This window comes from Corynebacterium sp. c25Ua_89 (genome assembly GCF_047459735.1).
In the GTDB taxonomy this organism is placed as follows: Bacteria; Actinomycetota; Actinomycetes; order Mycobacteriales; family Mycobacteriaceae; genus Corynebacterium; species Corynebacterium simulans.
In genome coordinates this window covers 387028-399715 of the sequence record NZ_JASBOD010000003.1, presented here as the reverse complement: position 1 = coordinate 399715, position 12688 = coordinate 387028, and the positions used below count along the sequence as shown (strand labels likewise).

The following is a 12688-nucleotide window of genomic DNA, read 5'->3' as shown; positions in this document are numbered from 1 at the left end:
TTCACCGCACAGACTGGCTTTTAAATTATGCGCAAAGGCTGCTTATACAGCGGCTACGACAGCTGCAAGGCGTCCTGCTACCTTGCGTGCCTGCTCTTTTTCAGCTGCCTCAACCATCACACGGAAAAGCTCCTCCGTGCCAGAAGGACGCAGCAAAACGCGGCCGGTACTGCCGAGCTCAGACTCGGCCGCAGCGATTGCGTCCTGAACTTCCTGGGAAGCCATGATGCTGGACTTATCGGAAACCGGGACGTTGATAAGCACCTGCGGCAACACGGTCATCACGGACGCCAGCTCTTTGAGAGACTTACCGGACTTAGCCATGCGAGCCATGATGGAAAGGCCGGTCAGCGTGCCGTCACCAGTGGTGCAGTCATCCGGCAGCACTAGGTGACCAGACTGCTCACCACCGAGCGAGTAATCGCCGCGGTTGAGCTCTTCTAAGACGTAGCGGTCACCGACGGCGGTCTCCTTGACCTCAATGCCCTGCTCCTGCATGGCAAGCTTCAGTCCGAGGTTGGACATCACCGTTGCAACGAGAGTGTTGAAACGCAGGTCATTTTCTTCCTTCATGCCCACTGCCAGAAGGGCCATGATTTGGTCACCGTCGACGACGTTTCCGTCGGCGTCGACAGCCAGGCAGCGGTCAGCGTCGCCGTCGTGTGCTAGGCCGAGGTCAGCGCCGTGCTCGACGACGGCCGCCTGGGCCTTCTCGATGTGGGTAGAACCGCAATCCTCGTTAATGTTGAAGGCGTTCGGCTTGTTGTGAATGGCAATGACCTCAGCACCCGCATCCGCGTATGCCTTCGGTGCGACCTTGGAGGCGGCACCGTTTGCGGCATCCACAACGACCTTGATGCCGCTGAGGTCGGTAGTAACGACCTCAGCTAGGTGCTTCAGGTAGCGCTCGCGGCCGTCTGGTGCCTCGGAGATGATACGGCCCAGCTTGGTGCCCGTTGGACCATGTTCGGTCAGCGTCTCCATGGCGGCCTGAATCTGATCCTCGACGTCGTCAGGCAGCTTCTTGCCGCCCGCGGAGAAGAACTTGATGCCGTTGTCTGGCATCGGGTTATGGGATGCGGAAATCATCACGCCCAGGTCTGCCCCATAATCATCGGTCAGGAAGGCAATAGCTGGGGTGGGCAAAACGCCCACTCGCACGACGTCGACGCCACGGGAGGCCAGGCCGGAAGCAATAGCAGCATCCAGCATTTCGCCAGAGACGCGGGGATCGCGGCCGATGATGGCCAGGGGCCGCCGCTCGTAGGACTCACGGTTGGCGGTAAGCACTTCCGCCGCTGCTTGTCCCAGCTGCAGAGCCAAGATTGGGGTGAGCTTCGAGTTCGCAAGACCGCGAACACCGTCGGTTCCAAAAAGTCGAGTCATGGATCTAATTATGCACGTTGGCCCCACCACCGCGCAGCATGAGGTAAGCCTTGCGGGGTGCGAAAACGGCAAAAGCCGCCGCCTCCAAAAAGGAAGCAACGGCTTGAGCTGTACGTAAGCGAAAGATTAACGCTTGGAGTACTGCGGGGCACGACGTGCCTTGTGCAGACCAGCCTTCTTACGCTCGACGGCACGTGCGTCACGGGTGAGCAGGCCAGCCTTCTTGAGGGCAGCGCGGTCAGCCGGGTTGTAGACGTTGAGTGCACGAGCGATAGCCAGACGCAGAGCGCCTGCCTGGCCGGTCGGGCCGCCACCTGCAACGGTGACCTTGATGTCGAACTGGCCTTCGCGCTCAAGCAGGGTCAGCGGCAGGAGGATGTCCTGCTGGTGCAGCTTGTTCGGGAAGTAGTTCTCGAAGGAACGACCGTTAACGGTGATTTCGCCGGAACCAGCCACGAGGCGAACACGAGCGACGGCGCGCTTACGGCGACCGACGGTCTGGATCGGGCCCTCGTGGATCGGAGCAGCGGTCTCAGCCTCTGCCTCGGTGGAAGTAGCGATGGAATCACCGATGGTGCTGGTGAACTCCTCGGTCGCAGCGGTTGCTGCAGCGATGTCGGCAGCGTCGGCTACGTTGTTGTCAGCGTTTGCGATGTTCTGCTCGGTCATTACTGTGCCACCTGCTTAAACTCGAAGGTCTCCGGCTTTTGACCGGCGTAAGGGTGCTCCTCACCAACGAAGACGTGCAGCTTCTTGATGGAGGCGTCGGAAAGCTTGTTGTGCGGCATCATGCCCTTAACAGCTTCTTCGATAACGCGAACCGGGTTGGTGTCCAAGGACTGACCAAGAGTCATGGACTTCAGGCCGCCCGGGTAACCGGAGTGACGGTAGCGCATCTCGCGCTCGCGCTTGTTGGAGGAAACGTGGATCTTGTCCGCGTTCAGGATGATGATGTGGTCGCCGCAATCAACGTTCGGTGCGAACTGTGGCTTGTGCTTACCGCGCAGCATGTCTGCAACGGTGGAAGCAAGCTTGCCCAGTACCACATCGGTAGCGTCGATGACGTACCACTTGCGGGTGATGTCACCGCTCTTCGGGTGGAAAGTAGACAAAATGACTCCTTGAAAGTCTGTCTGAGGACTGCCGGCCAACGCTATGAATGTCCAAACGCTTTGCTACAGCGGCCGGTGGGGACCTGCAGAAAACGCGCGCTATACAACAGCGCGAACACATAGGGCTATAACCCTACTCGGGCGCAGCTTGAAACCCAAAACGCCGCTAAAACGCCGAAAGTCCCCTGCTCCACCAAAGGCTGTTGCCAAAAGTAGTGCAAGGAACTTTTCTAAAACACGCAGCTGGTTGCGTTCGCCTCCTGAAAACCCTGCTCTAACGGTGAAATTCTGGGCCCGGCTGCGCGCTTATGCGCGTGAAAGCTTCTTACCCCCAGCTTGCAGCTGCGCGGCGGTTGACGTCGCTCATTGCATCGTTGCCCTGCGAGACAGTCTTCGAAATGGTGGCCAGCACGGTGTTGAGCTCCGCCGCTGCCTTATCCCACTTAGCCTGTGCTTCGTTATATGCAGCAGCCGACTCGCCTTCCCACGTAGCAACCATCGGCTGCAGGGTGGATTTCAGGTCACCGAGCAGACCGTTGATGCGGCCGGAGGTGGAGTTGATATCAGCGGCAGCGCCGGCGATGGCACCAAATTCGTACTTGATGGCAGACATGCTTTCTTCCTTTTCTTCTTGTCCAGTATTTGCCAATGATGTGTGTTTAAAGCGCGAGGCCCGCGCCGCCGACGTTGCTGAATGCCTGTGCGTTGGTGGCCTCAACGTCATCGAAGTGACGTGCGTTGTCACGGATATTGTCAGAAATCGAGGTCAGTGCCTCGCGCAGCTGCTGCGCCGAGGTGTTGTAGCGCTGCATCAGGTTGTCGAAGGAGACCTGTGCACGGCCGTCCCAGTTAGCTCGTACAGAATCCACTACGCCCTGGAGACGAGTCAGTTCCCCCTGCACTTCATCGTTGGTGGTGTCCACGCGGCCAGCGGTGGCCACCATTACATCGGCTTCAGTCTTAAACAGCTGAGTCATTTCTTGCCCCTCCCTTTGGGCTCAAGTGGTGTGTATTTCCCCCGAAAAAGCCGAGTGCGGCTTTCTCATCTTTATTGGACTGTCCTTTTCCGCAAGAGGTTCCCACAGCGCCAAATTTTTTAGATCTTTTTGACCAGCGATTCCACGGCCATGCGGCAAGCAGCCTTTTGCACCACGTTGGCCTCGTACCTTGTATGACAACCCACGGATAGCTGGTGGTCCTTGTCAGCCCACGTCATCCACGCGATCTTAGAACCGTCTCCGGGGTCTTCTTTGTAAGAAAGCCGGCCTGCTTCTTCGTGTGCCTCGCCTAGGGCGGGATCGGCCTCGATTTCGGCATGGAGTTCCTTCAAGAGCATGTCGGCTGGCACTGCATAGAGGGGATCGGCTGCAAGCAGAATTCGCAGGTTGGGGTCTTCACCAGTTGCCGTAACAACCCCGTCCTTGATCTCCGTTTGAAATCCAAGCGGCAAGACCACGTGCATGCCCTCAACATCGAGTTCTTTTTGGCCCGGCGCGAGTTCCGGCTGTGCCCCATCTTCCGTGTTAGCGCTCATGCTTTGTTTTGCAGGAGCGCTTGGCGATGCCTCCTCTTCCGAAGGCATCGCCTCCGCCGCTGGCGCAGTCTCGGTACTTCGCCCCACTGCCCACCAGGAAAGGACAGCGACAATGAGCACGATTGCCGCTATGGAGGCATAGAAGGGATCGAACCAGCCCGGCAGCGCCGCCTTGCTTGCAATGCCGTTCTTTTTAACGCGTAGTTTTTCCGGCTTAAGGCTGGTGTTATCACCGGATTCTTCACCGTTAATTGTTCGCGACATTTGTGCCGGTTGTCCGGCTGAAAATTCAGCATTTTCTACCGCTTCATTTTCTAGTGGCCCACTCTCTAGCGGGCTGGGTTGCGAGGCAGGCCTCGCAAAGTCTTCTTCCTCACCGGGAGCTACGGATACTCCGGTTACAGCGAGCTGGCGACGCAGAATTTCTGCCGCTTCGAAAGATACGGCGGTACCGGAAATATCAACGATCACCTCAGCGTTAACCTGCGGCCATTGCGGGCCGCAGATTTTCGCGCATTGTTCCACGACGGCGTTTAACGCCCAGCCTTCGACGATGCCCGTGCCTGGCAGGTCATAACGGTAGACGGTTTCAGGACCTTCAAAGATGGTGGCAGCATCCAAAATGGTAACGACGAGAGTTTCGGTTTCTGTCCAACCAGTAGCTGGATTGTCGCCGGTCAGCATGGAATTCATGAGTCATTCTCCTGGTTTGGTTCGGTGTAGAGAGATTGGGCAATGCCGATAAGCGCCCCGCGGACGAACCATTGGCCCCGGCCAGCTGGTTGGACCGCTGGCTTAAGTCCGAAGATGGTGCCCTCCTCGCGATCGGAATCAAGAAGGAATACCGCCGGCTGCAGGTCACGTACTGCAGAGAGGAATTGGCTAAACAAGGCGCGCGAGATTCCGCCAGACTTGCGGCTGATGATGAGGTGGAGGCCAATGTCCCGGGCATGCGGAAGCAGCTCAAGGAGCGGCGCCAAAGTGATCTCGCTTATGAGATCAAGGTCCTCAATGACTAGATAGATCTCCGGCCCCTCCCACCACGAGCGGGCCGCCAACTCGGACGGGGTCACTTCCGCGCCGGGCATTCGGGCTTCCAGGGTGCGTACGGTATCGCTGATGACTTGTTGGCAGGCGGCGGTGTTTGCCGCGTAGGCAGCGACCATCTCAGGGTTGAACTCCCCCAGGTGGGCGCGGCGCTGATCCAAAACAACCAAGCGGGCTTCCTCACGCGGGAATGCCTCGATTCCACGAACCAGGGTGCGCAGGAAGGTAGATTTTCCGGAGCCTTGAGAGCCCACGCAAACAACATGCGCAGTCGTGTCTGGGTTCCAATAAAGCGGCTCGAGATCCGGTCCACCAATTCCCCATGGGATACCAGCTTCTGCATCTTGAGCGGGTACCTCATCAAGCCTATCCGGCAGCATTTTCAGAGCCGGGGCAGGAAGTGAGTCCGCATGCAGACGCCCGACGTGAGCGATGTCCTGATTGGCAGTTACCGCAATGAGCATGTTCTCGCCTTCCCCAGTAAGGCCCCGCCCCGGCGCGCTCGGCAGTTTTTGCTGGGCCTTTCGGTCGATGAGCGAATCCATCGCCTCGCCGAGGCGCAGCTCCAATCGTTGAGAAATAAGGTCACGCACGTTTGGCCGCAGGCTGGTCCAACGGTTCGTGCTTACCGCCACATGGATATTGGCTGAGGCACCATCGGCAACGATGCCGGTGATAGCTTCAGATAAATCCTCGTATTCCGCACCAGCCGTACCAATGTGGTGCCAGCCATCGATTACCAGAAAAGTATGGGTCTCACTTGGACACCGAATATGCCCTACTACTTCATCCACGATGCGGCGGACCTTTTCGGGTTCTGCTCGTCCAGCCACACCGGCGACATGCGGGAGACGCTCCAATGGAGCTAAGTCCCCGCCGCCTAAATCGATGACGTAGAAGCGCACCTGTGTAGGCAGGTTCAGCACCGCCAAGGTGCTCACTAGACTGCGCAACGCCATGGATTTACCCGATTGCGGCCCGCCGCAAATGGCTAGATGGCCGCCTTTTTCTGCGAGGTTTACGAGGAGGCGATCCTGGCGCTGGTGATATGGCCTATCGATGATGCCGAGCGCCGCTTCCAGGTTCGGCGGCCCTGCTTGTTCTGCCAATTGCTCGCGGGTATTGCCCACCACCTTGGAAAGCTCCACTACATCAGGCAGCGGCGGCAACCAGATGCGATGCGCTTTCTGCTGACGGCGTTGTGCCTCGCTGGCGGCGGCGGAGACCACGGCGTCGAGAAGCGTTTGCGTATCGTCCACCACCGTCTGCGTATCTGGTTGTGCAGGCTTTGCATCCTCATCCGTATTTTCAGGCCAGCCATTGAAAAGGCTGATTCGCCCGCGCGCGACATGCGCAGCTGCCTCGCCTTCCTCGGAGGAACCGATAGCCACGGGGATTTGGCGTTCAACCGGCCCCGATACATACGTGGCTTGGAAGCTCACTGGGGCATCGGCATCCGTCTTGAGATAGCCCGCGCCCGGCTGGGCTGGCAGATGATAAGCATCCGTGACGCCAAGTACCTGACGGGATTCGGCTGCGGAGAAAGTTTTCAAACCGATGCGATAAGAAAGGTGCGAATCCAGCCCGCGCAATCGGCCTTCTTCCAGGCGCTGCGATGCCAAAAGCAGGTGCACATGCAAAGACCTGCCCAACCTGCCCACCGCGACGAAAAGCTCTGCGAAATCAGGATGCTGCCCCAATAACTCGGAGAACTCGTCGACCACGATGACTAGCGCCGGCAACGGACCGAATTTTCCAACCGCAGACGCCGAAGCATTGAAGGCATCGACGTTGGCGAAGTTACCCGCCGCACGCAGCAGCTCCTGGCGGCGATTCATCTCGCCGGAGATAGCATCGTGCATGCGCTCTACTAGCGTAGATTCATCCTCCAGGTTGGTAATCACCGCCGAGGTGTGCGGTAGCGAATCACAGCCCAAAAAGGTGGCGCCGCCCTTGAAATCCACGAGCACCAGGTTCAACTCGGCCGGCGTATGTGTGGCCGCCAAAGACGTCACGAGTGTTCGAAGGAGCTCGCTCTTGCCACTGCCGGTGGCGCCGATACATAGCCCGTGTGGGCCCATTCCGCCCTGGGCGGATTCTTTCAAATCGAGAAAGACCGGCTGCCCAACCTCGTCCAAGCCAATCGGCACTTTCAGCCGCTGTTCCCCGGCGCGGCCATGCCACATCCCGCTGGCAGCAAGCTCATCCACATCACGCACCCCGACCAGATCCAGAAGGTCATTTTTGTGCTTGCGAGTCTTAATCCCGCGATAAGAATCTGGCCTGCGAAAGCGCGCTAAATTTCGGGCAAGCAATAAAGCATCGGGCGCTGAAACCATGTCCGGCACACCGAGAACTTCCTCCCCGGCGGCGGTTACTACCTGTAGCTTGTCATCGGCCACCAAGAAGATGCCGTCTTCTTCGGCCCTTTGACCAAGCGGCGTAAAGCGTTGCACTCCTACACAGATATAGGCCGTTATTTCCTCTTCTGCCCAAAGGTCCTCATGCGGTGGGATTGCTGTGGCGTCGACAAGCACGATGCGAAAGCGCGCCTTTTTCGGGGCGCGTGCATGGGGCAACCACTTCACCCATTCCCACGGCCCACTGGCCTGCGGATAAACCTCAATTCCCAGCGTTTCCGGGCCATGCGCCACTGCCAAATGCGCCACCATAGCGCGCGCTACACCAGCGGCATTTTCTCCGCTAAGCCCCAGATAATTGAAAGCCTGAATCTGTATGACCACCGGCATCTGCGCCAACGTGCGCAAAGCATTGACCGTATGGCGCACGCTGACCGCACAGACTGGGTCAAGGTCTTCCGTAGCTCCTGAGTCCGGCACGTTGATAGGCACACACAGCGACATCGGGCCAGTTCCTACCCGCACCTCCAATGCATCCGGGGCATCGGCATTTCGCTCCCACATCCGGTAGCTTCCCACCAACGCCGCGACCTGAGCCGGCGCCGGGTTGCGATGTTCCTCATGCGCGCGCTGCGCGGCAGAGACCTCAAGAACCTTCTCCCGCAGCGCTTTCAAATGCCGCAAGTAAGTCCGCCGCGTCTCATCCGGATCCTGGGAGCCACCCTGCGGATTTATCATCATGAACACAGAGGCCAACATCATGAGCGGGAACATCAAGCTCATCGGGCTAATACGGCGGCCAGGCCCTGCTCCCAACACCATGAGCGCGACCATGCCCAACATCGCAGCCACCATGACAATCGGCATGAGCAGCCTAATCAGCGGCACGGGCTGCGGGCGTACGGCCTCCGGAACTGGCTCTGCATCAATGCCTGCCTGCGGAAGCGGCGGAGCCGGCTCGCGAAGTGCGCTGTCTAAAGGTTCGACAATTTTCTCGCGCGAAAGCCCAAGAATGGACATCATTCCCCCCAATAAAAATCCCTCCGATTTTTGTGCCGCGCCCACACGCTTTTCCTGCTTATCTAAACCACGAGGCAGCACCCCAGCTACCTTCGTGGCCAAACACGCAGACACCAAAATGTTGACTGCGGTGGACACGTTGCCACTAGTAAGCCACAATGTGTGCCTATAGGCAAGGGGGAGAAGGCAAAAGCCAATAATTTTGGCGCCTTCAGGATTCTCGGGGGAGGATTTTTGCACATGAGGCATGCGCCAAGCATCGCGCCCACACAATCTGTGCGGCTTACGGTTCGATTCAACATCGGTGAATTCCGCAAAGAGGCTGACGTTTGTTTGCCCTTAAACGTCAGTATCGGGGAGGCATTGGGCGAGCTTTTGCTGCTTGTCGACGCCCCGATTTTCACCGTCCCGCTCCAAGCCAGCACCGCTGGTGGAAAGGCCATTGCTCTCAGCACGGCTCTGGAGCGCACGCCACTGCACGATGGCAGTCTGCTTCTCATCGAGCAAGTCGCTGACAAGCCTGCGCCCATCGTGCGCGATGCGGCAGAAGCACTTGCACACGATGCCGCCGATGCTAAACCCGCGCGCACTGCCACGCTGTGGGCAAGTTGTGGTTTGCTCGGCGCCAGCTGCATCATCGCGGCGCTCGCAGGTCTCGCAGCGGCGGCAGCTGCGTGTGCCCTTGGCGCATTCGCCCTCGCGCTATGGACGCGTTCGACGCTTATAACGAGCCTTTTCATCCTCGCTGCTAGTACAGCGGGCTGGCTTTTTGTTGCGCCTGCTCAAGATGAAATGCCGTGGGGAATATGGGCCGCCTGCGCAGGCGCACTTCTTGCTTTATGTGCCTGCCATATGGCGCGACTCGGCGGAACCCGACTGGCCATGTTGACCATCTCTGCCGCGATACTCTTCGCAGTTGGCGCGGCCGGCAGTTATCTACCCGGCGCGCAGTCCGCCGGACTCGCTGGTCCCACAGCCCCCGAAGTTGTACCTGCTGCCGGTGCTGCGTGTTTGTTGCTGGCCATGGTCTTTGCCTTGGCGAACGCCGCCTCACTGTCCACCCATTTAGCAGGGCTCAAGGTCCCGCAACTTCCCACCGCTGGGCAAAGCCTCAACGTCTCCGACTCGGTACAAAGCGACGTCGATGCGCGGGCACAGCGCGCCGGGCTTGCATATGAGGGCATCTGCATCGGCGCAGCTATCGCCGGCATTCCCAGCCTCATGGTTGTAGCAGGAATGCCGTTGAGCCGTTCGGACGCCATAGCCGCATTATTCGCACAGCTTTTATGCCTGACCTTAGCCGGTGCCACGGTATTGCATTCCGTGCGGCACGCCCGGGTGGTCTCCAGTTGGGCGCTTTCCACGTGTGCGCTGGCGGCCGCTACCGCCGCTGTGGTGCTAGTGGGCCGGGGTTGGCAAGAGCTTGCTCACCCAGCTCCGTGGAGCCTGTGGGTGATGAGTGTGCTTGGGTTCATCATTGTGGCGGCGATGGCCTCTACTCCGCTGTGGTCGCACAAGGTTGCAGCGGCTGAGCCCACCACGATTGCCTGGTACGAACGCGCCGAAACCATCGCGGTGGCCGCGTGCTTGCCGCTCGCCGCGCATGTGGCAGGCCTGTTCTTCCTCATCCGCGGACTGGGATAGGTCCAGCATGGTGAAGTCAAAAACCGTCCAGAAAAGGCTCGCCGCATTACTGCTAGCGGGATTTCCCTCGGCAGCAGCAATTTCTGCATTTACCGCGCCGACCCTAGCGTCGGCGCGTGAACCCGACGTCGCCTGTGCACAGCCGATTGCGGCAGCGCAGTCACCGCATACCTCAGCGGAGCAAAGCGCGTATCGGGCGCGGTTGCATTCCTTTGCCACTGGCGAGGGAATCAAAGTTGCCGTCATCGATACTGGTGTCAGCCCACACCCGCAGCTGCGCGCTTTGCGCGGCGTGGATGACTTTGTCACACCTGAAGAACCAGATCCTTTGCGGGACTGCGATGTACATGGCACCGCGGTTGCAGGCGTCATCGCAGGCTATGACATCGGCATTGCGCCGCGGGCCGAGATTTTATCCATCCGGCAAACCAGCGCGCACTATCGGCACCGCGCTGCTAACTCAGAAAGTACCTCCGGCACGCTGGAGACTTTGGCCGCCGCATTAAACCGCGCCTTGGATGAACAGGCCAAGGTCATCAACATCTCGGTAGTTTCCTGCATTCCGAGCGACGCCGCGGACCGCGTCGACACTCGCGATCTCGACGCCGCGCTCCAACGCGCAGAGCACGAAGGAACGGTCATAGTTGCGGCATCGGGCAATGCTTCTTCCGATGGATGCACCAAGGAAGACACCGTCTATCCAGCCCATGCGGATACCGTTCTTGCAGTGGGCGCGCTTTCTTCTGCGCACGAGGTCGCGGACTATTCCATCCCTGCCCGCAATGGAGCACCAGAGCTAAGCGCCGAAGGCCATGTCCCGCTCGCCCTAGCACCGGGTAATCAATGGGCAGAAGCCAAAAGCACCGGTGGCAAGCAGGCTGCTGAGTTCCACGGTACTTCTTTTGCCGCTCCAGTGGTCACGGGAACCGTGGCGCTACTCGCCCAACGCTATCCGCACGATTCAGCGGCACAGCTGCGCGAGCGTATCTATGCCGCTGCCGAGCCAGGCCACGGCTTCATCGATCCGCTGCAAGCTCTTACCTTTCACCGGGCACAAGACAATGACAAAAACGCTGAGGCAGAAGACGAAGAAAAGACAGTCACCGTCTATCCAGCTGCCATGCATCACAGCCAGGTACCAACCCGGCTTATGGCTTTGCTTGGAGCGCTCGGCCTTGCTGGCGTGATCGCCGCAACGCTGCGGCGCGCCAAACAGCACTAGGAATTAGAAGCCGGCGCTCTACTCGGTTCCCTCATCGCCGCCCTGGCTCGCCAAGGCGCTTTCGCGGTCTAGAGGAGAGCCCTCCGGCAGCAACCGCAAGATTTCCCACGGGACTTTTGCCTGCGTGGTCGTGCCCAGCGCTTCGACTAGTGCGCCTTGTGCCACGGAGTGCCTGATACCCGTCGCCGAAACCACATGGAAACCGTGACCGCTGTCTACTCCTACCCCGCCAGCTTCCAAGCCAGCGAACCGATCAGCAGTGGCCTTGCCGGCAATAGAGACAGTAGCCTCAACCGCGGGGCTCAAGACCGTTGCGCCCCGCTCATCCGCGCAGAGCCAACCACGACCTGGAGACAGGAAATCATATGAATTGGCGGGCAGGTTGAAGGGTAACGCGGCGTCGGAAAGCGCGGCGACTTCGGCGCCATCGACTGATTCGTGCGAGGCGCCCATGCCTGCCAGCATCTCTGCCTGCGTAGGAGTAATCGAGGCCACGCCCTGTTCATCACCTGCGCCTACACGCACCCACAGATCATCGCCGGTGTCTAAAATCTGCGGGTTTTGCTCAGGAAAGCGCAGCGGTGGCAGCTCCGCGTAGGCATTCAGCAAATCCTCCGGGATCTGCCACACATAGGAATCATCGCGCACGCCGATGCCGCGGCGCAGCACCCGGCCCTGTGTCGAGGCAGCAGAAGGCAGCTCTACGCGCCCTGCCGAAGTCAATAGCCATTCCTTGCCACCTGTGGAAACCAACGCCGCCTCCTCACTGCGGAGGTGCTCAACCTTGGCGTTGGCCAGTACCACAGTCTCCCCGGGCCGGCTGCCTTCCCCGTCAATCGTGGTGGGATTTTCTTTGTCCTCGTCAGCCGCGGCCGCATAACAGGCCGCCCAGCCTTGTGTCGGGGTTGCAGGATTGGCCAAGTAATCCGGGGCATCAGCGATGCCTAGCGGAGTGCCGAGCCGCGCATTGCTCAAGAACTCATTGCCCATGGCCTGGGGTGCCGCCGGCTCTCCCGCGATAAGGCGCGCGGAGGCCAAATTGCTCACCGGATGATAGGAATCATTAACCAGAACGAAAAGCTGGCCTTGCTGCGAGCGCACGATGGGGGCATCGCCCGGATTGGGATTGGGCTGGAGCCACGCGAGCATTCCCGAACCAATAGCCAGAAACGCCACTGCGATGCTCCCAAAGATGAGGGCGCGGCGCCGGCTCGCTAAAGGATCGTGAATCATGCGAATATCGCCAAGTATCAGGCCATGCTCCACGCGGCGCTGCAAAAATTTATGCCCGGATACCTGTGCTTTCGTCGTCGGCATTGGACGTGGCATGCAAAATTCCCCCTCAAACAAGGCAGCACCCCTA

The 12688-nt window shown here is 59.4% G+C and carries 10 protein-coding genes; 2 read left to right on the top strand and 8 right to left on the bottom strand.

Annotated elements, in window-relative coordinates:
* Positions 1 to 42: 42 nt before the first annotated feature.
* The 7 genes from glmM to eccCa form a co-directional block, all read right to left on the bottom strand.
* Positions 43 to 1386: a phosphoglucosamine mutase gene (gene glmM / locus QKB66_RS07325; protein WP_248092705.1), complete on the bottom strand. Its 1344-nt coding sequence runs from the start codon at positions 1384 to 1386 to the stop codon at positions 43 to 45.
* A 126-nt stretch (positions 1387 to 1512) separates the two neighbouring features.
* Positions 1513 to 2055, bottom strand: coding sequence for a 30S ribosomal protein S9 (rpsI, locus tag QKB66_RS07320; protein WP_248092707.1), 543 nt, complete (start codon positions 2053 to 2055; stop codon positions 1513 to 1515).
* The gene (rplM, locus tag QKB66_RS07315; protein ID WP_034656527.1) at positions 2055 to 2498 is read right to left on the bottom strand and encodes a 50S ribosomal protein L13; all 444 of its coding nucleotides are present in this window, start codon (positions 2496 to 2498) and stop codon (positions 2055 to 2057) included. Before rplM ends, rpsI begins: the two co-directional genes overlap by 1 nt.
* 325 nt (positions 2499 to 2823) lie before the next feature.
* Positions 2824 to 3111, bottom strand: a complete 288-nt coding sequence (locus QKB66_RS07310; protein ID WP_061920583.1) for a WXG100 family type VII secretion target — start codon at positions 3109 to 3111, stop codon at positions 2824 to 2826.
* Positions 3112 to 3157: 46 nt separating this feature from the next.
* The gene (locus tag QKB66_RS07305) at positions 3158 to 3475 is read right to left on the bottom strand and encodes a WXG100 family type VII secretion target (RefSeq protein WP_061920581.1); all 318 of its coding nucleotides are present in this window, start codon (positions 3473 to 3475) and stop codon (positions 3158 to 3160) included.
* A gap of 119 nt (positions 3476 to 3594) precedes the next feature.
* Entirely contained in the window at positions 3595 to 4725 is a 1131-nt protein-coding gene (locus QKB66_RS07300) for a type VII secretion-associated protein (RefSeq protein ID WP_414252996.1), read from the bottom strand.
* Positions 4722 to 8462 (bottom strand): type VII secretion protein EccCa, encoded by a 3741-nt coding sequence (gene eccCa / locus QKB66_RS07295; protein WP_414252995.1) that lies wholly within the window; start codon positions 8460 to 8462, stop codon positions 4722 to 4724. Before eccCa ends, QKB66_RS07300 begins: the two co-directional genes overlap by 4 nt.
* 237 nt (positions 8463 to 8699) lie before the next feature.
* Between eccCa and eccD the strand changes: the two genes are divergently transcribed.
* The gene (eccD, locus tag QKB66_RS07290) at positions 8700 to 10103 is read left to right on the top strand and encodes a type VII secretion integral membrane protein EccD (RefSeq protein ID WP_414252994.1); all 1404 of its coding nucleotides are present in this window, start codon (positions 8700 to 8702) and stop codon (positions 10101 to 10103) included.
* A gap of 7 nt (positions 10104 to 10110) precedes the next feature.
* Positions 10111 to 11325, top strand: a complete 1215-nt coding sequence (locus QKB66_RS07285; protein WP_414252993.1) for a S8 family serine peptidase — start codon at positions 10111 to 10113, stop codon at positions 11323 to 11325.
* An 18-nt stretch (positions 11326 to 11343) separates the two neighbouring features.
* On the opposite strand, the gene eccB is transcribed toward QKB66_RS07285, so the two are convergent.
* Positions 11344 to 12654, bottom strand: coding sequence for a type VII secretion protein EccB (gene eccB / locus QKB66_RS07280; RefSeq protein WP_311517791.1), 1311 nt, complete (start codon positions 12652 to 12654; stop codon positions 11344 to 11346).
* Between the last annotated feature and the right edge of the window lie 34 nt (positions 12655 to 12688).